Raw genomic sequence first — 23,431 nt, forward strand, 5'->3', positions numbered from 1 at the left:
TTGATTTACAAGGGCTTTTAAGATTTTCCAAAAACCTATCCCTAGACTTGTCCACAGAAGATGTTGATAAGTCCAGGGATGACGGCCGGTGTCCGCCCCCTTTTTATTCCGTCGCGGGGCGGCGCGAGAGCCCGATTTTATGCTGTATATTTATCCAGTTCATTATTTTTTTATGCCCGCGTTCCCCGACGATCCGCGGGCGCCGGAATAACGCCCTTCATGGTCCCCCGATAAAACGCTTTCTCCGCCCGCGTCATGTCCTCCCCCGCCACCCTCGCCCCCGAGCGCATCCACCCCGCCTTGTGGCGCGGGACGCAGCTCGCGCGCGGCACGCGGGCGGCGGTGCGCACCGGCCATCCCCAGTTGACGCGCGAACTGCCGGACGGCGGCTGGCCCACCGGGGCCCTGACCGAACTCCTGCTGGCGCGTCCGGGGATAGGCGAGCTGCGACTGCTCCAACCCGCCCTGGCCGCGCTGCCGGCGGCTGGCCCGATCGCCCTGGTGCAACCGCCCTGCGTCCCGCATATCGCGGCCTGGCGCGGCGCGGGCCTGGACCCCAACCGCTTGTGGTGGATAGACCCGGCGCGCGAAACCGACGCCCTGTGGGCCGCCGAACAGATCCTGAAAAACGGCAGTTGCGCCGCCCTGCTGTGCTGGCTGCCGCGGGTGCGCAACGCCAGCCTGCGGCGCCTGCATCTGGCCGCCCAGGGCAGCGGCACGCTGCTGTTCGCCCTGCGGCCGGCGCGCGACGCCGAACAGGCCTCGCCGGCGCCCTTGCGGCTGGCGCTGCGCGCCGTCAGCGGCGGCCTGGCCGTCGACCTGCTCAAACGGCGCGGCCCGGTCTGCGCCCAACCCTTGTTCATCGCGCTGGACACGCCCCTGGCGCCCCGCCTTTCGCCTACGCATGCCCCTTACGCTCTGGATCGCCGTATCCCTGCCCAGGCTGGCGCTGGACGCACTGCGTCCGCCCTGGCCACTTGAAAGCACGGCTTGCGCGGTCATGCAGCAGGATCGCGTCCTGGCCCTGACGACCGCCGCCGCGGACCTCGGCATCCAGCCGGGGCTGCGGCGCGGCGGCGTCACGGCCATCGCGCCGCAAGTCATCATGCTGGAACGCGACCCCGCCGCCGAGGAAGACGCGCGGCAGGCCACCGCCCTGGCCTTGCTGCAATACACGCCGGAAGTCGCGCTGGCCGAGGCCGACACCATCCTGCTGAACGTGGGCGCCAGCCTGCGCGCCTTCGGCGGCCCGCGCCGCCTGCTGCGCCGCGCCCGCGCCACCGTCGCCAGCCAGGCGCTGCAGGCCGTGTGGTCGATGGCGCCCACCGCCGGCGGCGCCTGGCTGCTGGCGCAGGGCCACATGCGCCGCCGCCGGGTCATCCGCCTGGCGGCGCTGGCCCGGCGGCTGGACGCCCTGCCCTGCGGCCTGCTGCCGCAGGCCCAGCCCTACCAGGACTGGCTGGGAGGCATAGGCTGCGCCACGCTGCGGCACCTGCGCGCCTTGCCGCGCGCCGGCTTGCAACGGCGCTGCGGCCCGGCCCTGACGCTGGCCCTGGACCGCGCCTATGGCCAGGCGCCCCAGGCCCACGCCTGGCTGGCGGCGCCGCCGCGCTTCCGCCGCCGCCATGAGCTGATCGAACGCATAGAGCACACCGACGCCGTGCTGGCGGTGACCCGCCGCCTGCTCGAACCGCTGTGCGGCTGGCTGGCCGCGCGCCAACTGGCGGTGCCCCGCCTGCGGCTGGAGCTGGAGCACGAGCGCGGCCGCCACGCGCGGCCGCCCACGCCGCTGGACCTGGCCCTGGCCGAGCCCGCCTGGCAGGCCGGCCACCTGCAAGCCCTGCTGTGCGAACGCCTGGCCCGCCTGACGCTGGCCGCCCCCGTGATCGCGGTGGTGCTGGACGCACCCGACACCGTGCCGCGGCCGGGCGCCAACACCACCCTGTTCCCCGATCCCGCGCAACAGGCCGGCGACCAGGCGCGCCTGCTGGACCTGCTGGCCGCGCGGCTGGGCCGCGAGCGCGTGCGCGTGCCCTGTCCCGCCGCCGACCATCGCCCGGAGGCCGCCAACCGCTGGCGCCAGGCCCACGACGCGCCGTCCGCCATCGCGCCGGCTCCCGTCCTGGACCGCCCCTACTGGCTGCTCGATCCGCCGCAAGTCCTGCGGATCCGCGACCAACGGCCGTTCCACGGCTCGCCCCTGACGCTGGTGCGCGGCCCGGAACGCATCGAAAGCGGCTGGTGGGACGAAGGCCTGGCCTTGCGCGACTACTTCGTCGCCGAGGACGCGGAAGGCGCCCGCTACTGGATCTATCGCGAACGCGACGCGCGGGACGGCCGCTGGTTCCTGCACGGTTTGTACGCCTAGCCCTGGCTGCGCGGACCACCCCGGTAATCCATCATGCAGATATTGGAAGAAGACGACGACGACCGCCATGCCGACGACGACGGCGATGTCGATGGCGAGGGCGTGGCCGCGCCGTCCCTGCCCGGCTACGCGGAACTGTGCTGCCTGTCGAATTTTTCCTTCCTGCGCGGCGCCTCGCATCCGGAGGAGCTGGTCGAGCGCGCCGCCGAACTGGGCTACGAAGCGCTGGCCCTGACCGACGAATGCTCATTGGCCGGCGTGGTGCGCGCGCACGTGCAGGCCAAGGCCAGCAAGCTGCGCCTGGTCATCGGCAGCAGCTTCACCCTGGCGTCGGGCATCGCGGCCGTGGACGATCCGCCGCCGCGCATCGTGCTGCTGGCGCAGACGCGCGAAGGCTACGGCAACCTGGCGGAACTGATCACGCTGGCGCGCACGCGCGCAGCCAGGAAAGGCAGCTACATGCTGGCGCCCGCCGATCTCGAAACGCCCGCCGCCGGCCATGCGCATTTGCGCGGCATGCCCGATTGCCTGGCCATCCTGGCGCCGGAACATGGCGCGAGCGCGGACGTGCTGTCCCGCCAGGCGCGCTGGCTGGCGGCGCTTTTCCCCGGCCGCGCGTGGCTGGGGCTGGCCTTGCAGCACAACGACCGCGACGATCTGCACCGCGCGCACGTCGAGGCGGCGGCGCGGGCCAGCGGCCTGCCGGTGACCGCCCTGGGCCAGGCCGAAATGCACCTGAGATCGCGCAAGCCGCTGCACGACACGCTGGCCGCCATCCGCCTGGGCAAGCCCGTGCGCGAATGCGGCTACGCCCTGGCGGCCAATGCCGAACGGCATCTGCGTTCGCGCCTGCGCCTGGGCGCGCTGTATCCCGCCGCGGCCCTGCGCCAGGCCCTCTATATCGCGCGCCGCTGCACGTTCAACCTCGAAGAACTGCGCTACGAATACCCCGATGAAATCGTGCCCAAGGGCGCCACGCCGGCCAGCTACCTGCGCGAGCAGACCTGGCTGGGCGCGCGGCGCCGCTTCGGCGCCCATACGCCGCCGGCGGTGGCCGCGCAGATCGAAAAGGAATTGGCGCTGATCCAGGAATTGGGCTACGAGGCGTATTTCCTGACGGTCTACGACATCGTGCTGTACGCGCGCGAGCAAAACATCCTGTGCCAGGGCCGCGGCTCGGCCGCCAACTCGGCGGTCTGCTATTGCCTGGGCATCACCGAGGTCGATCCGGTCAGCGGCAACAGCCTGTTCGAGCGCTTCATCAGCAAGGAACGCAACGAGCCGCCGGACATCGACGTCGACTTCGAGCACCAGCGCCGTGAAGAGATCATCCAGTACATCTACGGCAAATACGGCCGGCCGCGCGCCGCCCTGACCGCCGTGGTCATCACCTACCGCCCGCGCAGCGTGCTGCGCGACACCGGCAAGGCGCTGGGCGTGGATCCCGCCGTCATCGACGCCGTGGCCAAGGCCCATCAATGGTGGGACGACCGCCGCGCGCTGCTGGAAGGCTTCGGCGCCTGCGGGCTGGACCCCGAATCGGCGGTGGCGCGGCAATGGGCCGCGCTGGCCACGCAACTGCTGGGCTTTCCCCGCCACCTGTCGCAGCATCCGGGCGGCTTCGTCATCGCCCGCGGCAAGCTGTCGCGCCTGGTGCCGATCGAGAACGCCGCCATGCCCGACCGCAGCGTGGTGCAGTGGGACAAGGACGACCTGGACGCCATGCGGCTGCTCAAGGTGGACGTGCTGGCGCTGGGCATGCTGTCGGTGATCCGCCGCGCCCTGGCCTTCGCCGGCATGCGCCGGGGCCGCCCCTTCGCCATGCAGGACGTGCCCCGGGGCGACGAGGCCACCTACCAGATGATCAGCGACGCCGACACCATCGGCGTCTTCCAGATCGAGTCGCGCGCGCAGATGACCATGCTGCCGCGCCTGAAGCCTAGAACGTACTACGACCTGGTCGTCGAAGTGGCCATCGTGCGGCCCGGCCCCATCCAGGGCGGCATGGTGCATCCCTATCTGCGCCGCCGGCAGGGACTGGAGGACATCACGTATCCCAGCAAGCAGGTCGAAGCCGTGCTGGAACGCACCTTGGGCGTGCCCATTTTCCAGGAGCAGGTCATGCAGATCGCCATGGTGGCGGCCGGCTTCAGCGGCGGCGAGGCCGACGAATTGCGCCGCTCCATGGCGTCCTGGCGGCGCAAGGGCGGCGTCGACAAATTCCGCGTCAAACTGATCGGCGGCCTGCTGGCGCACGGCTACACCAAGGACTTCGCCGAGGCCATCTTCCGCCAGGTCGAGGGCTTCGGCGAATACGGTTTCCCGGAAAGCCACGCCGCCAGCTTCGCCTTGCTGGCCTATATCAGTTCCTGGCTCAAGCGCCATGAGCCCGAGGCCTTCCTGGCCGCGCTGCTGAACTCACAGCCCATGGGGTTCTATGCGCCGGCGCAACTGGTGCAGGATGCGCGCCGCCATGGCGTGCGCGTGCTGCCGCCCGACGTGATGCACAGCGATTGGGAATGCACGCTGGTCGAATGCGCGCTGGTCCACGCCGCGGGGGATACGGGCGCGGGCATTGCGGGAGGCGGCGGGATGTACGCGCGGCACGCGCCGGCGCCCGGCCCCGAGCCGCGACCCGCCGTGCGCCTGGGCCTGAACCGCATCAAGGGCATGTCGGAAGCGGCGGCCGATCGCATCCGCATGGCGCGCGCGGCCGCGCCCTTTCGCGACAGCGACGACCTGGCGCGGCGCGCCGACCTGAACCGCCACGAACTGGACGCGCTGGCCGCCGGCGATGCCTTGCGCACCCTCGCCGGCCATCGGCGCCAGGCGCGCTGGGCCGCGGCCGCCGGCGCGCCCGCGCGCGGCCTGCTGCGCGATGCCGCCATCGTCGAGGACGCCATGCCGGACCTGCCGCCGCCCAACGAAGGCCAGACCATCGTCGAGGACTACCGCGCATTGGGCCTGACCTTGAATCGCCATCCGCTGGCGCTCCTGCGCGAAACCCTGCGCGCGCGCCGCTTCGAGACCGCGCAAGTCCTGCATACCTATCCCGACCGCCGCCTGGCGCGCGCCTGCGGCATCGTCACCGTGCGCCAGCGGCCCGGCACCGCCAAGGGCACCATCTTCGTCACCATCGAGGACGAGACCGGCGCGGTCAATGCCGTCGTGCGGCCGGAGCTGATCGAAAGCCAGCGCAAGGAACTGCTGGGCGCGTCGCTGCTGGGCATCTACGGCGTATGGCAGAACGTCAACCAGGTGCGGCACCTGATCGCGCGCCGCCTGGTGGACCTCACGCCATTGCTGGGCACGCTGAACACGCGCAGCCGCGACTTCCATTGAACGGCGCGCGTGGCCGGCGACGGCCCGGCGTTACATGCAGGCAGAGCATGACGCGGCGCGGGGGCATAAGGCTTGCTGCCTCCCGGAGGACCACGCGGAATTCATCCGCGCGGCCCCCGCCATCCTGGCGGTCCTATCCAGCACAGGAGCCGATGATGAGCCAGCAATCGAATCAGCAGAACCAGCAGGGCCAGAAGCAGCAGGACCAGCAAGGGCAACACGGCCAGAAGCAGCAAGACCAGCAAGGACAGCATGGCCAACAGGGCCAGCAAGGCCAGCACGGTCAGCAGCAGAACCAGAACGCGCAGCGCTCGCCGCAACAACAACAGCAGAACCGTTCCGGACAGCAACAACAGCCCGGCCAGCAACGCCCCTCGGGCAGCCAGGGCCAGGGGTCCCACGGCAGCGGCGACATGCAGAACAAGAACATGCAGAAGCAGCGCTGATCGGGGAGCACCGATCAGCACGTTGCGGCGCGCGGACGCGCACGGTTGAGTTAATCCCACCGCGCTCAAGCCACCGACCTTAAGCAGCGCACATCGACCACCGCGCGCGCTATGTGCGGTATGCAGTTCGCAGTAGGGCCAACCGCCGCCGACGCTTGCCCTCGGGCCCCGGGTTCGAAACGAGTCCGGGCCCGCTCCGGGACACGCCGGCGGCTCCCCGCCCCCGCCTCAGCGCGGCAGGAAAGGCGACGCGTCGATAGGCGTGGGCACGCCCGCCATCTGCGCCGTCAGCAAGGCAGCGCTGCCGCAGGCCAGGGTGAAGCCCAGCGCGCCCTGGCCCAGGTTCAGCCACAGGTTGGGCGCCGACCGGCAGGGTCCGATGATGGGCTTGCTGCCCGGCGTGGCGGGCCGCAGGCCGGCCCAGGCCGCCGCGGCATCCAGGTCCAGCCGCGGGAAGATCTCCGCCACCTGGCTCTTGAGCAAGGCGACGCGTTGCGGATCGATGGCCGCGTCGGCGCTGCCGATATCTACCATGGCCGCGATGCGCAGGGTCTTGCCCATGCGCGCATAAACGATGCGCCGTTCGTAATCGGTCACGCTGATGGCGGGCGCCTCGTCTTCATGGGCCAGCGGCACGCTCAGGCTGTAGCCCTTGAGCGGATACAGGGGCACGTCCTCGCCCAGCGGCCGCAGCAGCGCGCGGCTGCCCACCCCCGACGCCACCACGAACGCATCGGCGTCGATGTCGCCCCGGTCGGTGTCGGCCGCGGCGATGGCGGCGCCGCGGCGGCGCAGGGCGCGCACATTCGTACTCATGCGCAGGCTCACGTTCGGCAGCGTCTTCAACCGCTCGAACAAGCCTTCGGTGAAAAGGCGGCAATCGCCGCTTTCCTCGCTGGGGGTGTAGATCGCCCCCGCCAATTGCCCGCGCATGCCCGCCAGGGCGGGCTCCAGCGCCAGGGTTTCCTCGGCCGACAGCACCGATTGTTCGGCGCCGTGGGCGGCCTGGTAGGCCACCAGCCGCCGCGCCTTCTCCAGCAGGGCCGCATCGCGGTAGGCGATCAGCTTGCCGTTGCGCACATGGCCGAACTCGATCGGTTCCTGCGCGAGCAGGCCGTGCATGGCGTCGCGGCTCAGGTAGGACAGCGTCGACAGCTCGGCCGTGGAGGCGCGCGCCACCGACGCCCGGCAGGCCAGCACGAAGTCCAGGCACCAGCGCCATTGATGGGGGTCCAGGCGCGGCCGGAAACGCAGCGGCGAATCGGCCCGCAGCAGCCAGCTCGGCACGCTGGGCAGCACGCCCGGGCCCGCCAGCGGCGCCACATAGCTGTAGCTCAACTGGCCGCCGTTGGCGAAGCTGGAGACCTCGGCGGGCCGCTCGCGCGCGTCCACCAGCGTCACGTCGAACCCCTGGCGAGCCAGAAAATAGGCGGAGGACACGCCGACCACGCCGGCGCCTATCACGCATACGCGCATGAAAACCATCCTGGAAGTATCGTCCGAGCCCGATCGTGGGCATTGGCCCGATTGTGGGCGCCGGCCGGTCCGCCGGCAAATGCCAAAGTCGCGGGGTGGCATAACCTTTGGCTATGGGTAAGCACCCCTGATACGGTAAGCTGCCGCATAACCTGCAGCTATCCTTCCCGAAATCCGTCCATGCGCCTGCGCCACATAGAGTTGTTCGAAGCCATCCGCGCCACGGGATCGCTCAGCCGCGCCGCGCAGGCCCTGCATATTTCCCAGCCGGCGGCCAGCAAGATGCTGGCGCACGCCGAGGCGCAGGTCGGCTTCAAGCTGTTCGAGCGCGTCAAGGGGCGGCTGCGGGCGACCCGCGAGGCGGACATCCTGGCGCCGGACATCGCCCGCCTGTCGCGCGACCTGGAAAGCGTGCGCAAGCTGGCCGCCAATCTCCGGCACCATCCGCAAGGCCACCTGCGCCTGGGCTGCGCGCCCAGCCTGGGCCTGGGCATCGTGCCGCGCGCCGCCGGCCTGAGCCGGGCCCGCCAGCCGGACATCACCTTCAGCATCCAGACCCACCACACGGGCGAGCTGATCGCCGGCCTGCTGGCGCGCGAAATCGACATGGCGGTGACCTACGAGCCGCCGGCCCACCCGGGCATCGCCCGCATCGACCTGGACCGTTCCGAAATGGTCTACGTCAGCCGCGAGCCGGGCGCCGCGCCCATGCCCCTGTCCGCCGTCGACGGCGGCCGCCTGATCTCCATGGATCCGCAAGACCCGCTGGGCGGGCTGTTGCAGGCCGCGCTGGCCGAGCACGGCGCCAGCCTGGGCACCGCGCTGCGGGTGCATACCCACTACATGGCCTGCGCCATGGTCGAGGCCGGCTGCGGCGACGCCATCGTCGACGCCTACAGCGCCCAGGGCGTCGCGCGCCCCAGCCTGTCGCTGCGGCGGCTGGAGCCACCGGTGTACTTCCATATCGGCGCCCTGGTGCATGCCGACGACCCGCTGTCCGCGCTGCACCACGGCTTCCTGGACTGCCTGCGCGCGGCATGCGCGGAAGCGGCGAGGTCCCTGCCCTAGCACCCTGTCCTAATCCCCTAGCACCCCTGTCCTAATCTTCAGGATCGGCGTACACGAGACGCACCGGCGGCAGCACGCAGCCCCGCGCCGTGCGCCACGCCGGTTCGCCCGCTGGCCCGGGCGCCGCCGCGCCGTCGTCCACCGACCACGCCACGCTGGCTACCCAGTCCTCGCCGATCTCCCAGCAGCGCGCGCGCCATGCGCCGGCCGGCGCGCGCAGCGTCCATCGTCCCGCCGCCTGCGCTTGTAGCGCTTGCAGGCCCACGCTCCGCATGTCCGCCGGGAAATCCAGCCCGGCCGCCTTGATGAAAGCCTCCTTCAAGGTCCATAGCCGGTAGAAGAAGGCCAGCCGCCGCGCCTCCGGCAGCGCCGCCAGATGCGCCTGCTCGCCGGCGTCGCAGCACCATTGCGCCAGCGCGGCCACGTCCCTGGGCCGTCGCCGTTCGAGATCCACGCCCACGCGCCAGCCCGCCGGCGCGCGGGCGACCAGCGCGTGCCCGTCGCTATGGCTGAGCGACCAGGCCCGCGGCGCATCGCCGCGCGTCCCCGCCCCCGCCTGCCGCAGCGCCGCCCGGCTGACGCGCCATTGCAGCGCCGCGCGCGGCGTGCGCGGCAAGCCCGCCCGCGCCGCGTCGGCGTCGGACAGGACGGCGGGATCGTAGTCCGCCGCCGCCGCGGGACCGCCCCAGAGCAGGACGGGCGCCGCGCCGCGATCGGCGCCTTCGGAAGAATCGCCGGCGGGATCGGAATTACATCCGTGCCGGGGAACTGTAGCCTCAGATTCGGACACCCTTTATTCCTGTTCCAATCGCCACGCAGCAGGCCGCTCGCGCCAAATAAACTGACGTCAACCTGAATAATGACAAACTGTATTGCAATATGGAGACAGTGTAACCAGATAGTCTCGTGGAAGACCTTGCAGCCCGGTACACTGCGCGCCATGTTGAAATTTTCAATTCCGCAGTGGCACGCCTGGGCGCCTGGAATTGAGGGCGAGGAAGCCTGGCGGCAGTGGGCTCAAGCCCCTTGCATCCCGCCGGCCGAGACGCCCGCGCCCGCGCCACAACTCGGATTTCTTCCCGCGATGCAACGCCGCCGCCTCAGCGCGCTGGCGCGCATGGCCGTGGGCAGCGCCTGGCCGCTGAGCCGGGAAGGCGAAGCCCTCCCCATGGTCTACGCCTCGCACCACGGCGAAACGACGCGTGGTTACGAACTATTACAGAACCTGGCCCGCGACGAGGCCCTGTCGCCCACTTCCTTCAGCCTGTCGGTCCATAACGCCTGTGCCGGCATGTGGTCCATCCTGCGGCACGATACCACCGAGAGCGTGGCCCTGTCGGTGCAGGGCGACGGCCTGGAAAGCGCCATCGTCGAAGCCTCCCTGCTGCTGGCCGCCGGCCATCCCGCCGTGCTCGTGGTGCTGGCCGAGGAACGTCCTCCGGCCCCGTATGCGCCGTGGATAGACGACATTCCCTTTCCTTACGCCCTGGCGCTGCGCGTGACCGGGGGCCAGGACTATGAATTGACGTTGTCCGCGCCCGGCGCGGACGGCGAACCCGCGCGGGATGAGCCGAACGACGGCCCGAACGACGGACCAAACAACGGACCGCGCGGCGGCCCCGGGGAAGCGCCCATCGCCCTTCCCCACCCATTGAACCTGTTGCGCCACCTGGCGTTGGGCAGCCGCGCCTGGACGCACACGCACCAACGGCGCCAGTGGCGCTGGCGACACCTGTCCTCATAAGCATGGAAAACAGCATCGACCCTGTCGCCGAAACCTTGCCGCCGCGGCAGGACGCCTGGCTGCTGCGCCTGTTCGCCACCGCCTTCGCCTTCACGGCGTTCGGGCTCGGCGGCCTGCTCCTGCGCCTGGTGGTCTTTCCGCCGCTGCGGCTGCTCTGCCCGGACCTGTCCCGCCGCCAGCAGCGCGCGCGCGGCGCCATCTACTGGACCTTTCGCGTGTTCATCCGCCTGCTGGTGCGCACGGGCATCCTGACCTTCGAATTCCGCGGCGCCGAACGGCTGGGCCGGCCGGGCCAGATGATCGTCGCCAACCATCCCTCGCTGCTGGACGTGGTCTTCCTGCTGGGCCACGTCGCCAACGCCAACTGCGTCGTCAAGCACAGCCTGGCGGCCAATCCCTTCACCGCCGGGCCCGTGCGCAACGCGCGCTACATCACCAACGACGAAAGCCTGGAGATGTTCGACCGCGCCGCCGAGGTCCTGCGCGAGGGCGAAACCCTGGTGGTGTTTCCCGAAGGCACGCGCACGCCGCGCGGCGCTTCGCCGCGCTTCCATCGCGGCGCCTGTGCCATCGCGATGCGCGGCGCGCGCGTGGTCACGCCGGTGGTCATCCGCATGAACACGCGCAGCCTGACCAAGGGCGAGCCGTGGTATCGCATACCGCGCCAACGCATGCGCTACATCTTCGAAGCGGGCCCCGACGTCGATCCGCAACGGTGGACCAGCCAGCATCCGCTGCCCATCGCGGGCAGGCTGATGAACGAACACTTGCATAACTATTTTGAAATGGAGCTTGGGCGGGATGAGCCAGCTAGAAAATGAGATCAAAGTCCTCATCATCGAGGCGCTGGGGCTGGAGGACATTACCCCCGGAGACATCGACAGCCACGCCGAACTCTTCGGCGACGGGCTGGGCCTGGATTCCGTCGACGCGCTGGAACTGGGGCTGGCGCTGCAAAAGCGCTATGGCATCGCCATCGATCCCGAGACGCGGAACATGCGCAACCATTTCGCCACCGTGGCCAATCTGAGTGAGTTCGTCTCGGCGCAACGCAGCGCCTGAGTATCTGGAGCAAATGAGATGCAGACCCGGGAAGACATTTTCAACGTGCTCCGCGACGCGATGGTAGAGCTTTTCGAAATCGAGCCCGAGCGCGTGGTGCCCACCGCCAATCTTTATACCGACCTGGAAATCGACAGCATCGACGCCATCGACCTGCTCGACCACATCAAGCGCAAGACCGGCCACAAGCTGGCCGCGGAGAACTTCCGCACCGTGCGCACGGTCCAGGACGTCGTCGACGCGGTGATGCGGCAACAGGAAGCCGCCGCATGACGCGAGCCGTCCTGGCGCTCGCTTTGCTGATGGCCGGACTGGCTTACCCGTTCGTGGTCCATGCCGGCCTGCAGGGCGGCGGGGCCCGCTGGGTCGCGCTGCCGCTGGCCGCGCTATGGCTCGGGCGCGCGCTGACGGCGCCGCGCGGCCAGGCCGGCGGGCGCCTGCTGCCGGCGCTGGCGCTGGCCTTCTGCCTGGTGCTGGCCTTCGCGCGCGACCCGCGCTGGCTGCTCTGGTATCCGGTCCTGATCAATGCCGGCCTGTGCGCGGTCTTCGGCGCCAGCCTGGCGCGCGGCATGCCCGCCATCGAGCGGCTGGCGCGCCTGCGCGAGCCCGACCTGCCCGCCGCCGGCGTGGCGTACACGCGCCGCGTGACGCAGATCTGGACCGCCTTCTTCGCCCTGAACGGCGCGGCCGCGGCCGCCCTCGCCCTGTGGGCGCCGGCAGGCTGGTGGACCCTGTATAACGGCTGTATCAGCTATATCCTCATCGGCATCCTGGTGGCCGGCGAATGGGTCGTGCGCCCATACGCCCGCAAGGCGGCCTAGGATCCAGGATAGTAGACAGTAAACGAGTACTTGCTGAACATGGCCTGGATTCCCCTTCATGCGCTGCTGGACGGCGCGTCCGCCAACCGCCTCGTCGCCCATGGTCCCGAGCTGGACCGGGCCACGCTGGCGCGCCGCGCCCTGGCGCTGGCGGGCGCCCTGCAAGCCCGCGGCGTGCGCCGCGCCGGCTTGTGGTTCGACGACGCGGCTCAACTGGCGATCGCTCTGCTGGCCTGCTGGCGCGCCGGCGCCGCCGCCGTGCTGGCGCCGGACGGCCGGGCGGCCACCCGCGCCGCCCTGGCGCGGCAGGACGCCGGCCTGGACCTGTGGCTGACCGACGACGACGCGGCGCCGGACGGCCCGCCGGAAGGCCCGGCCGGCGCGAAGCCCCCTCCTTACCCGGGCGCGGACGGACTCGCGCGGCATACGATCGAAGACCTGATGGCCGGCGCGACGCCGCTGCCCGGCGGATTGCTGGACCTGGACGCGGGCAGGGTCGTCCTGTGCACCTCCGGCTCCAGCGGCCAGCCCAAGCAGATCCGCAAGAGCTGGCGCCAGTTGGCGGCCGAGATCGAGGCGCTGGAAGCCCTGTGGCACTGGTCGCGGCAACCCGCCTGCGTGCTGGGCAGCGTCAGCGCGCAGCATATGTACGGCCTGCCCTTCCGCCTGCTGTGGCCGCTGTGCGCGGGCCGCAGCCTGGGACGGCGCCAACTGGTCTACCCCGAAGCCCTGCAACACGCCAGCCTGCCGCACGCCGATTTCGTCTGGATCGCCAGCCCGGCCCTGCTCAAGCGGCTGGGCAGCAGCCTGGACCATGCCGCGCTGCGCGGCGGCCTGCGGCAGATCGTTTCCTCCGGCGGCCCGCTGCCCGGCGACGTCAGCGATGAGCTGGCGCGCGACCTGGGCTGCCGTCCCTGCGAAATCTACGGCAGTTCGGAAACCGGCGCGGTCGCCTGGCGGCAGGGCGATACGCCCTGGCGTCCGCTGCCCGGCGCCGAGATCGGCGCCGACGCCGAGCAGGCGCTGTGGGTGCGATCGCCCTGGCTGGACGATGACCGGCCGTTCCAGAGCAGCGATGCCGTGCGCCTGACCGAAGACGGCTTCGCCTTGCTGGGCCGCCTGGACCGCATCGTCAAGATCGAGGAAAAGCGCATCGCGCTGCCGGCCATCGAACAGGCGCTGTCGGCGCACCCGTGGGTGCACGAGGCGCGCATCGACCTGGCGCCCGGCGCCAAGCGCCTGACGGCGCTCGTCGCGCTGACGCCGCAAGGCGTGCACGCCCTGCGCAACGGCGGCCGCGCCGCGCTGTCCCAGGCGCTGCGCGCCCATCTCGCGCCCACGCAGGAGGCGCTGGCGGTGCCGCGCCATTGGCGCTTCGTGCGCGAGCTGCCATGGAACGCCCAGGGCAAGCTGCCGCGCGCCGACTTCGAACGCGCGCTGCAACGGCCCCGCTGGCCGCGCGAAATCCCGGCGCGCCAGGACGACGGCGCGGACGGCAAGCACGCGCCGCAAAATGCCGGCGGGGAGTCCGCTGCGACGGCCGGGACGCGCCGCTACGCGCTGGACGTCCCCCTGGACCTGCTCCAGTTCGACGGCCATTTCACCGCCACGCCGGTGGTGCCGGGCGTGGCGCAAATCGACTGGGCCATGGACCTGGCCCGCCGCGACCTGTCTCCCGGGCTGGATTTCCGCGGCGTCGACGCGCTCAAATTCCAGCGCCTGGTGCGACCGGGCGACCGCATCGAGCTGTCCTTGCGCTGGGAGCCCGCGCGCGGACGCCTGTATTTCGAATACCGCCAGGACGGCCAGCCCTGCTCGTCCGGGCGTATCCTGACGCAAGCCCGCTCCGACGATGTTTAAGCCCTGCGCCGTGATCCCCGTCTACAACCACCCCGCCACCGTGCGGGCGGTGGTGGATCGCGTGCGCGCGGCGGGCCTGCCCTGCGTGCTGGTCGACGACGGATCGCAGGCCGATTGCGCGCGCACGCTGGACGAACTGGCCGGCGAAGGCCTGGCGCAACTCCTGCGCCGCCCCGTCAACGGCGGCAAGGGCCAGGCCGTCCAGGACGGCCTGCGCCACGCCGGCGCCCTCGGCTACAGCCACGCCCTGCAGGTCGACGCGGACGGCCAGCACGCGCTGGACGACATCCCCGCCTTCCTCGACGCCGCCCGCCGGCATCCGGACGCCGTCGTCTGCGGCGCCCCCGCCTATGGCGCCGACGCGCCGCGCAGCCGCCGCTACGGCCGCTGGCTGACCCGCGTCTGGGTCTGGATCAATACCCTCTCGGGCGCCATTCCCGACGCCATGTGCGGCTTCCGCGTCTACCCGCTGGCGCCCACGCTGGCGCTGCTGGCGCGCTGCAATCCCGGCCACCGCATGGACTTCGACATCGCCGTCCTGGTGCGCCTGCACTGGCGCGGCGTGCCCATGGTCTGGCTGCCCACGCGGGTGTCCTATCCGGCCGGCGGCGTCTCGCATTTCCAGGGCCTGCGGGACAACCTCCTGATCAGCCGCATGCATGCCCGCCTGTTCTTCGGCATGCTGCCGCGCGCGCCCTCACTGTTGGCTCGGCGCCTGGCGGGGCGCAAACCGTGAACGTCCAGCACAAGACCGGCGGCGAAGCCAGGGACGACGCCAGGAACGAACCCCGGCGCGGCCACTGGGCCGCGCAGCGCGAACGCGGGGTGTCGCCGCTGCTGAACCTCACCGCCTGGGCCGCGCGCACCCTGGGCCGGCGCACGGTGCGGCCGCTGGTCGTGCTGATCGTGCTGTATTTCTTCTGCTTCGCGCCGCGCGCGCGGCGCGCCATCGCCGACTACCAGCAGCGCCTGCGGGCGCGCGGGCTGGCCGGGGCGCTGCCGGCGCGGCGTCCGGTGTTCGGGCAGTTCATGGCCTTCGCCGACGCCCTGCTCGACAAGCTCGACGTCTGGCAGGGCCGCCTGACCGCCGCCGACGTCACCGTCCTCGACCCCCACGGCCTGCACGCGCAAATGGACGGCCGGCGCGGCCAGATCCTGGTCTGCGCGCATATCGGCAACCTGGACGTGTGCCGCGCGCTGGTCGAGCGCAGCGGCGCGCTGGCCCTCAACGTCCTGGTCCACACCCGCCACGCCCAGGCCTTCAACCGCCTGCTGGAACGCCATGGCGCCAGCCGCCTGCGCCTGTACCAGGTCACGGAACTGGACCCGGCCACCATGCTGGACCTGCATCGCCGCATCGAGGCGGGAGAATGGCTGGCCATCGCGGGCGACCGCGTGCCGGTGCACGGCCAGCGCGTGGCGACGGCCGACTTCCTCGGCGCGCCGGCGCCCTTCCCCCAAGGTCCCTGGCTGCTGGCCGGCCTGCTGCGCTGCCCCGTCAACCTGCTGTTCTGCACCAAGATCGGCGGCCGCTACCGCATCGCCATGGAGCGCCTGACCGAGGGCATCGCCTGGTCGCGCGGCGGCCGCGACGCGGCCATCGGCCAGGCCGCCCAACGCTATGCCGACCGCCTGGCGCGCGAATGCGCGGATGCGCCGCAACAATGGTTCAACTTTTATCCTTTTTGGAGCGACCATGCGTAAGCGCGGTGTGTACAACGTCGAGATATCCTTGACGGTTCCGTTCTTCGACGTCGATTCCATGAACGTCGTCTGGCACGGCCACTATGTGAAATATTTGGAGCAGGCCCGTTGCGCACTCCTGGACGCCATCGGCTACGGTTACGACGCCATGCGCGAATCCGGGTATGTGTTCCCGGTCATCGACCTGCAACTCCGTTACGTGAACCCCGCCCTGTTCGGACAGCGCGTGTCCGTCCGCGCCGAACTGGTGGAATGGGAGCATTGTTTGAAGATCCATTACCTGATTACGGATGCCGCCACCGGCACCCGCCTGACCCGGGCCAGCACGACCCAGGTCGCCGTCGCCATCGCCAGCCGCGAAATGCAGTTGGCGTCGCCCGAACCCTTGCTCGCGGCCGTGCGGCGGCTGCGCGAGACGGGCAAGGTGGCGCAATGAGGCGTTTCCTGCGTTATCTGGGCGCGTGCGGCGCGCTGCTGCTGGGCGCCGCCGCGCTGCCCGCGCAGGCCTTCGACCTGAAGGACCTGCAACAGCAATTGCAGGCCGCGCCCGTCGTGCGCGGCCAATTCGTGCAACAGAAATTCCTGCGCTCGCTGCCGCAGCCGCTCACCAGCAATGGCGTCTTCGTGCTGTCCGCGCAGCACGGCCTGCTCTGGGAACTGCGCGTGCCGCTGTTCCAGGACCTGCTGATCACGCCCGAGGGCATGTACCGGCGCGGCGATGGCGGAAAGTGGCAGGCCCTGCCGCAGCAGATAGGCTCCGGCCGCGAAACCCGCCTGTTCCTGGCCGTGCTGGCCGGCGACACCAGGGGCTTGCAGGACAACTTCGACATGCAGGTCAGCGGCTCGGCCGGCGACTGGCAGTTGGTGATGACGCCCAAGTCCGCCCTGCTCAAACAGATATTCCAGGACATCCGCATCAACGGCGGCAAGCTGGTCGACCGCATCGAACTGCGCGAGACGCAAGGCGACCGCACCGTGATGGAGATGAAGAACGCACGCGCCGATAACAAGCTGGACGACGATGAGACCCGAGATTTCGCGCCTTGATACCGAGGCGCCCAACCAACGCGAGCGCCTGCTTTCCCTGATATTCCGCGTGGCCATGGTGCTGGTGCTGCTGCTGGGCGCCTGGCAGTCCCGCCATGGCCTGCCGGTGTCCTCCAGCCTGCTCGACCTGCTGCCCCATGCCAGCAGCGACACGCTGCGCCGCGAGGCCGACGCCCAGATCCAGAAGCCGCTGACCCGCCAGATGGTGGCGCTGGTCGGCGCGCCGGAGCGGGAACGGGCGGTCGAACTGGCGCGCGGGCTGGGCCACTTGTGGAACCACAGCGGCCTGTTCGCCAGCGTCCAGGTCGACGTCGACGTCGACCTGGACGCCGTGCGCAAGCAGTTGGCGACGCAGCGCCTTTCCCTGATTTCCGGCGCCGACCGCGCGCGCTTCATGAACGATCCGGCGGCCTACGCGGCGCAACGGGTGCGGGAGCTGGCCGATCCCTTCTCCGTCGGCGGGTTGGTCCCCGCCGACCAGGACCTGCTGGGCCTGGCGCGCCTGGCGGAGAAATCCCTGCGGCCGCCCGGCAAGCTGCATTTCGATCTCGCCAGCGGCACCCTGCTGACCGAACAGGACGGCAAGTACTGGGTCCTGCTGCGGGCCCAGACCAGCGGCGACGCCTTCGATCAACGCGCCCCCACCGCCATCGCCGCCCTGGTCGCCGAAAGCCGCGCCGGCGTGGCGAAGGACGGCGGCGAACTGCTCGCCACCGGCGGCGCGCTGTACGCCGCCTCGGGCCAATCCCAGGCCCAGGCGGAAAGCGGCTGGATAGGCGGCGGCTCGCTCGTGGGCATCGTGCTGCTGTTGCTGCTGGCCCTGCGCCGCTGGCGCGCGCTGCTGGCCTTCGTGCCGGTGGCGGCCGGCCTGCTGTGCGGCGCGGTCGCCTGCGCGGCGGTCTTCGGCAGCGTCCACATCCTGACCCTGGTCATCGGCGCCAGCCTCATCGGCATCGCCGTCGACTTTCCCCTGCACTACCTGGGCAAGAGCTATGGCCTGCCCGACTGGACCGCGCGCGACGCCCTGCGGCGGGTGCTGCCGGGCCTGAGCATCATCCTGGCGGCCACCCTGGTGGGCTACCTGGCCCTGCTGTTCACGCCCTTCCCGGCGCTGACGCAGACCGCCGTGTTCTCCGCCGCGGGCCTGGTGGGCGCCTACGCCTGCACGGTCTGCGAACTGCCGCGCTGGCTGCGCGGCTGGGCGCCGCGGCCGTGGAAGGGCCTGCCGCGCGTGGCCCAGGGCCTGCTGGACACGCTGTCGGCCTGGTCCGCGCGCCGCACGCTGCCCTGGCTGGCCCTGGGCGTGGCGCTGGTGTGCGCCGGCGGCCTGCTGAAGCTGCGGGTGCAGGACGACCTGCGCCTGTGGGTCAGCCTGCCGCCCTCGCTGCTGGACCAGGCCAGGCGCATCGGCGAGATCACCGGCATCATGCCCACCAGCCAGTATTTCCTGGTCCGCGCGCCGGACCTGGACACGCTCTACCGGCGCCAGGCCGATCTCGGCCACAACCTCGACGACCTGGTCGCGAAGCACGCGCTGGCCTCCTATCTTTCGCTGAACCAGTTGCTGGCGCCGGAAGCGGCCCAGCAGCAGTTGCGCGACCGCATGCGCGACCCCGCCTGGCGCGCCCGCCTGACGCCATCCTTCGGCACCGTGGGCGTGCCCGCCGCCACCGTGCTGGCCAACGTCGATGCCCTCATCGACCTGCCGCCGGTCAAGATGACGGACGCCCTGGCGGGCCCGCTGGGCGAGAGCCGGCGCGATCTCTGGCTGGGCGAACACGACGGCCAGGTCGCCGCCATCGTCAGCCTGCAAGGGCTGCGCGACGCCGGCGCCGTGGCGGCCGCCGCGCAGGGGCTGGAGGGCGTGAGCTACGTCGACCAGACGGGCGACCTCAACCGCAGCTTCGCCAGCACCCGCTGGGAGGCCGCGGAACTGAAACTCCTGTCCTACCTGATCGCCGCCGGCCTGCTGTGGGCCACGCTGGGCCGGCGCGCGGCCTGGCGCCTGTTGGCGGTGCCGCTGGCCGCCTCGGCCTGCACGCTGGGCGCGCTGGGCATCCTGGGCCAGCCGCTCACCCTGTTCAGCCTGTTCGGCCTGCTGCTGGTCTCGGCCATCGGCCTGGACTACGCCATCGTCATGTACGAACGGGTGGCGGGCGCCGCCTCATGCCTGATCGGCGTGACGCTCGCGGCCCTGACCACCTTGGTGTCCTTCGGCCTGCTGGGCCTGAGCAGCACGCCCGCCATCGCCAATTTCGGCATCGCCGTGGCGCTGGGCGTCGCCTTCAGCGTGCTGTTCGCGCCCTGGGTGCGGCCCGCGCCCGAATTCCCCCACCCTCCCACACGCTAAAAAAGAGAAACCCCGGTCATGCAGGAACGTCACGACATCGTGGTCATCGGAGCCGGCCCCGCTGGCGCCATCGCGGCGGCGCTGCTGCAGCGCCGCGGCCATCGGGTCACCATCTTCGAACGCCAGCGTTTCCCCCGCTTTTCCATCGGCGAAAGCCTGTTGGCGCACTGCCTCGAATTCGTCGAGGAAGCCGGCATGATGGACGCCGTGCGCGCCGCCGGTTTCCAGGAAAAGAACGGCGCCGCGTTCGCCTGGGGCGACCGCTACACCGCCTTCGATTTCCGCGAGAAGTTCTCGCCCGGCCCGGGCACCACCTTCCAGGTCCTGCGCTCGCGTTTCGACCAGGTGCTGGCCGACGAGGCCGCGCGCCAGGGCGTGCGGGTGCATTACGAGCATGAAGTGGTGGCGGCGGATTTCGACGGTCCCCAGCCGTGGCTGGAAGTGCGCGACCTGCGGGCGGGCGCCGACGCCGCGCCGCGCCGCATCAACCCCCGCTTCGTGCTGGACGCCAGCGGCTACGGCCGCGTGCTGGCGCGCCTGCTGGACCTGGAACGGCCGACCAAATTGCCCCCGCGCCGCGCCATCTTCACCCATATCGAAGACCGCATCGACCCCGCCGGTTTCGATCGCCAGAAGATCCTGATCAGCGTCCATCCCGAGCACGAGGACGTGTGGTTCTGGACCATACCCTTCTCCAACGGCCGCTGTTCGCTGGGCGTGGTGGGCGCGGAGGAGAAGATCCAGCCGGCCGACGGCGACCTGATGGGCGCCCTGCGCCGCTGGGTCGACGGCGCGCCCAACCTGCGCCGCGCCCTGGCCAACGCCGTGTGGGACACGCCGGCCAATACGATAGGCGGCTATTCGGCCAGCGTGCGGTCCCTGCACGGCCGGGGCTGGGCCCTGCTGGGCAACGCGGCGGAATTCCTCGACCCGGTGTTCTCGTCGGGGGTGACCATCGCCATGCATTCCGCCAAGCTGGCCGCCGAATGCCTGCACCGCCAGTTGGGCGGCGAGACGGTGGACTGGGAGGCGCAGTTCGCCGCGCCGCTGATGCGCGGCGTGCAATGCTTCCGCACCTACGTCCAGGGCTGGTACGAGGGCAGCTTCCGCGACGTCGTTTTCTTCGAGAAGGCCCAGCCGCAGATCCGCGCCATGATTTCCTCCATCCTCGCCGGCTATGCCTGGGACGAGGCCAATCCCTTCGTCGCCGAGCATGAGCGGCGCCTGCGCATGCTGGCCGACGTCTGCCGCGGCGGCCTGTCGGGCCAGCGCCAGGCCCAGGGAATGGCCCAGCCCGGCACGGCGGTGGCGGGGACCCGCGGCGAGGCGGCCTGAACGCAGGGAACGCAAACCCGAATAAAGGGAACGGAACCGGCACGCTGCCTGTCGGCCAGTCGCCGAATCGGGCATGACCCGGCGAGGCAGAACCCGAAGGCAAATCCGAACAAAGCAGACCCGGATACCGCAAAACCGAACTTGGCCGAACCGAACACGGCAAAATAACGTCCAGACCATGACCCAAGCCAGACTCATCCTCGCCTCCGTGTTGTCCGCCGCGCTGCTGGCGGGCTGCGCCTCGGCGCCGCCCGCGCCGGTGGCGCCCGCCGAGCTGCACCTGCCCCGCTGGGTGCAGGTGCACATCAGCACGCCGGGCCAGCCCGACGAGGACGCCATGCTGGCGGTGCAGGACGAAGGCCAGGGAGCGACCCGCTGGTCGCTGTTCGACCCCCTGGGCATGCCGCGCGCGCGCCAGATCCTGCAGGACGGCAAATGGCGCAACGACGGCTTCATGCGTCCCAACGGCAAGGCCAGCGACATGTTCTCCGCCATCCTGTTCGCCTGGACGCCGGAGCAGTCGCTCGCCGGCGCCTACGCCGGCAGCGACTGGCACAGCCAGCCCACGCCGGCGGGCGGCCGCACCCGGGTCCTGGACCAGGATTGCTCGCCGCGCTGGCAGGTGACCTGGGCCGCGCACGCGCCGGACGACACCTTTTCCATCCGCCAGCCCGACGGCACCGTGCTGGCGATCTCCCCGCTGAAGAACACGCCATGAGCGCGCCGGGCCGCCCCAAGCGCGAATCCTCCCTCGGGGAGGAAGTCGCGCAGCGACAGGAGGGCACAACCATACACGCGCCGGGCCGCCCCAAGCGTGAATCCTCCCTTGGGGAGGAGGTCGCGCAGCGACAGGAGGGCACAACCATACACGCGCCGGGCCGCCCCAAGCGCGAATCCTCCCTGGGGGAGGAAGTCGCTCCAGCGACCGCGCCTTCCCCCGCCTGGCTGGGCCGCCCCGGCGTCGTCTGCGCGCTGGGACAGGGCATGGACGCGGTCCATGCCGCGGCCCTGCGCGGCGACACCGGCGGCATGCTGGCGCAGGAAGGCTGGCTGCGCGACCGCGCCATCGTGGTCGGCGCCGCCGCAGGCGACTTGGCGGAACTGCCCGCCACGCTGGCCGACGGCCAGCCGCCGCCCGACCACTACCACAGTCGCAACAACCGCCTGCTGATGACGGCCGCCGGGCAGATCGCCGACACGCTGCGCGCCGCCGTCGCGCGGCACGGCGCGGCGCGCGTGGGCATCGTGCTGGGCACCAGCACCTCCGGCATCGCCGAATCCAGCGGGGCCTTCCGCGCCCGCTCGCGGGACGGCGCCTGGCCGTCCGGCTACGACTACCGCCGCCAGACGCTGGCGGCGCCGGCCGCGCTGCTGGCCGACTGGCTGGGCATCGCCGGTCCCGCCTATACCCTGTCGACGGCCTGCACGTCCGGCGCGCGCGCCCTGTTGTCGGCCAAGCGCCTGCTGGACGCCGGCCTCTGCGACGCCGTGATCTGCGGCGGCGTCGATACGCTGTGCCCGCTCACCATCAACGGCTTCGCCTCCATCGAGGCCATCGCCGCGGGCCTGAGCAATCCCTTCTCCGCCCATCGGGACGGCATCAACATCGGCGAGGCCGCCGCGCTGTTCCTGATGCAGCGCGAACGCCCGCGGGGCCCGGCGGTCCGCCTGCTCGGCGGCGGCGGCAGTTCGGACGCCTGGCACATGTCGGCGCCCGATCCCACCGGCAGGGGCGCGATGCTGGCCATGCACACCGCCTTGCGCGACGCCGGCGTCACGGCGGCCGACATCGGCTGGATCAATCTGCACGGCACCGGCACGCCGCACAACGACGCCATGGAAAGCCTCGCGGTGGACGCCCTCTTCCCGCAAGGCGTGGCCTGCACGGCGACCAAGCCCCTGACCGGCCATACCCTGGCCGCCGCCGGCGCGCTGGAAGCCGCGCTCTGCTGGGGCGTGCTCGACCCGGCCGCGGACGGCGGCCTGCCGCCGCAGCGCTGGGACGGCGCCGCCGATCCCGCCCTGCCCGCGCTGCGCCTGACCGCCCCCGGCCAGCGCCTGCCCGCCGGCCGCCCCCGCATCGTCATGAGCAATTCCTTCGCCTTCGGCGGCAACAACGCCTGCCTGGTCCTGGCCGAAGCCGACGCCGACATCGCCGCGACGCGCGCCACGACGGGAAGCACGGTCACGGCGGACGCCCGCACGGACGGCAACACGGCCGCCGGCGGTGCCGCCGCGACGGGAGGCGCGTCATGACGGACCGCGCCGATCTCGCCTCGTTCCTGGACGCCTCCGGCGTGAATGCCGACGCCGCGGAATCGGCCGCCGACGCCTGGCCGGTCGCCGACTGGCCCGTCGCCGAGCTGCTGCCGCACGACGGCGCGGCCATCCTGCTGGACGCCGTGCTGGCCTGCGACGAAGACACGCTGCTCGCCCGCGCCACCGTGCGTCCCCACGCCGCCTATGGCGACGCCGCCGGCAACCTGCCGCCCTGGCTGGGCCTGGAGCTGATGGCGCAGGCGATCGGCGCCTGGGCCGGCTGCCACGCGCGCCGCGCCGGCGAGCCGATGAAGCTGGGCTTTCTGCTCGGCACCCGCCGCTACGACTGCCGCGTGCCCGCCTTCACCGTGGGCATGCAGTTGACCATCGCCGTCGAACGCTCCTTCCAGGACGCGGCGGGCATGGGCGTCTTCGCCTGCCGGATCCAGCGCGGCGACGAATGCCTGGCCGAGGCCCGCCTGAACGTCTATCGCCCGCCGGACGCCGGCGCCTTCATCCACGAACCGTCCCCCGCGGACCATGCCTGAA

General features: G+C 71.2%; 22 protein-coding genes. 20 read left to right on the top strand and 2 right to left on the bottom strand.

The genetic code is table 11. The features are described 5' to 3' along the window. Positions 1-255 precede the first annotated feature (255 nt). The 4 genes from imuA (at position 256) to CAL29_RS17380 (ending at position 6,156) form a co-directional block, all read left to right on the top strand. Positions 256-981: a translesion DNA synthesis-associated protein ImuA gene (imuA, locus tag CAL29_RS17365; RefSeq protein ID WP_094854335.1), complete on the top strand. Its 726-nt coding sequence runs from the start codon at positions 256-258 to the stop codon at positions 979-981. Next, the gene (locus tag CAL29_RS17370; protein WP_094854336.1) at positions 905-2,368 is read left to right on the top strand and encodes a Y-family DNA polymerase; all 1,464 of its coding nucleotides are present in this window, start codon (positions 905-907) and stop codon (positions 2,366-2,368) included. Before imuA ends, CAL29_RS17370 begins: the two co-directional genes overlap by 77 nt. A gap of 33 nt (positions 2,369-2,401) precedes the next feature. Further along, a complete protein-coding gene (locus tag CAL29_RS17375; protein ID WP_094854337.1) occupies positions 2,402-5,710 on the top strand; it encodes an error-prone DNA polymerase in 3,309 nt (1,102 codons plus the stop codon). A 155-nt stretch (positions 5,711-5,865) separates the two neighbouring features. Continuing rightward, the gene (locus CAL29_RS17380; protein WP_094854338.1) at positions 5,866-6,156 is read left to right on the top strand and encodes a hypothetical protein; all 291 of its coding nucleotides are present in this window, start codon (positions 5,866-5,868) and stop codon (positions 6,154-6,156) included. Between the two features lie 228 nt (positions 6,157-6,384). Here CAL29_RS17380 and CAL29_RS17385 read toward each other — a convergent pair whose 3' ends face one another. Then, entirely contained in the window at positions 6,385-7,632 is a 1,248-nt protein-coding gene (locus CAL29_RS17385; protein WP_094856714.1) for a D-amino acid dehydrogenase, read from the bottom strand. A gap of 180 nt (positions 7,633-7,812) precedes the next feature. Between CAL29_RS17385 and CAL29_RS17390 the strand changes: the two genes are divergently transcribed. Then, positions 7,813-8,700, top strand: coding sequence for a LysR family transcriptional regulator (locus CAL29_RS17390; protein WP_094854339.1), 888 nt, complete (start codon positions 7,813-7,815; stop codon positions 8,698-8,700). A gap of 31 nt (positions 8,701-8,731) precedes the next feature. Here CAL29_RS17390 and CAL29_RS17395 read toward each other — a convergent pair whose 3' ends face one another. Beyond that, entirely contained in the window at positions 8,732-9,490 is a 759-nt protein-coding gene (locus tag CAL29_RS17395; RefSeq protein ID WP_094854340.1) for a 4'-phosphopantetheinyl transferase family protein, read from the bottom strand. A 150-nt stretch (positions 9,491-9,640) separates the two neighbouring features. On the opposite strand from CAL29_RS17395, the gene CAL29_RS17400 reads away from it, so the two are divergent. The 15 genes from CAL29_RS17400 to CAL29_RS17470 all read left to right on the top strand — a co-directional run bounded on the left by CAL29_RS17400 (position 9,641) and on the right by CAL29_RS17470 (position 23,430). Continuing rightward, the gene (locus CAL29_RS17400; protein ID WP_094854341.1) at positions 9,641-10,444 is read left to right on the top strand and encodes a beta-ketoacyl synthase chain length factor; all 804 of its coding nucleotides are present in this window, start codon (positions 9,641-9,643) and stop codon (positions 10,442-10,444) included. Between the two features lie 2 nt (positions 10,445-10,446). Beyond that, positions 10,447-11,265: a lysophospholipid acyltransferase family protein gene (locus tag CAL29_RS17405; protein WP_094854342.1), complete on the top strand. Its 819-nt coding sequence runs from the start codon at positions 10,447-10,449 to the stop codon at positions 11,263-11,265. Beyond that, positions 11,246-11,506 carry a phosphopantetheine-binding protein gene (locus CAL29_RS17410; RefSeq protein WP_094854343.1) on the top strand — a complete coding sequence of 87 codons (261 nt, stop codon included), beginning with the start codon at positions 11,246-11,248 and terminating at the stop codon, positions 11,504-11,506. The genes CAL29_RS17405 and CAL29_RS17410 overlap by 20 nt, the downstream gene beginning before the upstream one ends. Before the next feature lie 18 nt (positions 11,507-11,524). Beyond that, complete coding sequence (locus tag CAL29_RS17415; RefSeq protein WP_094854344.1) at positions 11,525-11,779, top strand: acyl carrier protein; 255 nt, start codon at positions 11,525-11,527, stop codon at positions 11,777-11,779. Next, on the top strand, positions 11,776-12,327 hold the full coding sequence (locus CAL29_RS17420; protein WP_094854345.1) for a hypothetical protein: 552 nt from the start codon (positions 11,776-11,778) through the stop codon (positions 12,325-12,327). The genes CAL29_RS17415 and CAL29_RS17420 overlap by 4 nt, the downstream gene beginning before the upstream one ends. A gap of 39 nt (positions 12,328-12,366) precedes the next feature. Continuing rightward, a complete protein-coding gene (locus CAL29_RS17425) occupies positions 12,367-14,187 on the top strand; it encodes an AMP-binding protein (RefSeq protein ID WP_094856715.1) in 1,821 nt (606 codons plus the stop codon). Next, positions 14,180-14,923 carry a glycosyltransferase family 2 protein gene (locus CAL29_RS17430; RefSeq protein ID WP_094854346.1) on the top strand — a complete coding sequence of 248 codons (744 nt, stop codon included), beginning with the start codon at positions 14,180-14,182 and terminating at the stop codon, positions 14,921-14,923. The genes CAL29_RS17425 and CAL29_RS17430 overlap by 8 nt, the downstream gene beginning before the upstream one ends. Beyond that, positions 14,920-15,891, top strand: coding sequence for an LpxL/LpxP family acyltransferase (locus CAL29_RS17435; RefSeq protein WP_143277692.1), 972 nt, complete (start codon positions 14,920-14,922; stop codon positions 15,889-15,891). Before CAL29_RS17430 ends, CAL29_RS17435 begins: the two co-directional genes overlap by 4 nt. Further along, complete coding sequence (locus CAL29_RS17440; protein WP_094854347.1) at positions 15,884-16,327, top strand: acyl-CoA thioesterase; 444 nt, start codon at positions 15,884-15,886, stop codon at positions 16,325-16,327. The genes CAL29_RS17435 and CAL29_RS17440 overlap by 8 nt, the downstream gene beginning before the upstream one ends. Next, positions 16,324-16,938 carry an outer membrane lipoprotein carrier protein LolA gene (locus CAL29_RS17445; RefSeq protein WP_094854348.1) on the top strand — a complete coding sequence of 205 codons (615 nt, stop codon included), beginning with the start codon at positions 16,324-16,326 and terminating at the stop codon, positions 16,936-16,938. The genes CAL29_RS17440 and CAL29_RS17445 overlap by 4 nt, the downstream gene beginning before the upstream one ends. Beyond that, positions 16,913-19,288, top strand: coding sequence for an MMPL family transporter (locus CAL29_RS17450; RefSeq protein ID WP_094854349.1), 2,376 nt, complete (start codon positions 16,913-16,915; stop codon positions 19,286-19,288). The genes CAL29_RS17445 and CAL29_RS17450 overlap by 26 nt, the downstream gene beginning before the upstream one ends. 18 nt (positions 19,289-19,306) lie before the next feature. Next, positions 19,307-20,623 (top strand): NAD(P)/FAD-dependent oxidoreductase, encoded by a 1,317-nt coding sequence (locus CAL29_RS17455; protein ID WP_094854350.1) that lies wholly within the window; start codon positions 19,307-19,309, stop codon positions 20,621-20,623. Positions 20,624-20,801: 178 nt separating this feature from the next. Then, positions 20,802-21,341, top strand: a complete 540-nt coding sequence (locus CAL29_RS17460; protein WP_094854351.1) for a hypothetical protein — start codon at positions 20,802-20,804, stop codon at positions 21,339-21,341. Then, a complete protein-coding gene (locus CAL29_RS17465; RefSeq protein WP_094854352.1) occupies positions 21,338-22,879 on the top strand; it encodes a beta-ketoacyl-ACP synthase in 1,542 nt (513 codons plus the stop codon). The genes CAL29_RS17460 and CAL29_RS17465 overlap by 4 nt, the downstream gene beginning before the upstream one ends. After that, a complete protein-coding gene (locus CAL29_RS17470) occupies positions 22,876-23,430 on the top strand; it encodes a hotdog family protein (RefSeq protein ID WP_256977542.1) in 555 nt (184 codons plus the stop codon). Before CAL29_RS17465 ends, CAL29_RS17470 begins: the two co-directional genes overlap by 4 nt. The last annotated feature ends 1 nt before the right edge of the window (position 23,431 follow it).

This window comes from Bordetella genomosp. 10, from assembly GCF_002261225.1.
In the GTDB taxonomy this organism is placed as follows: Bacteria; Pseudomonadota; Gammaproteobacteria; order Burkholderiales; family Burkholderiaceae_B; genus Bordetella_C.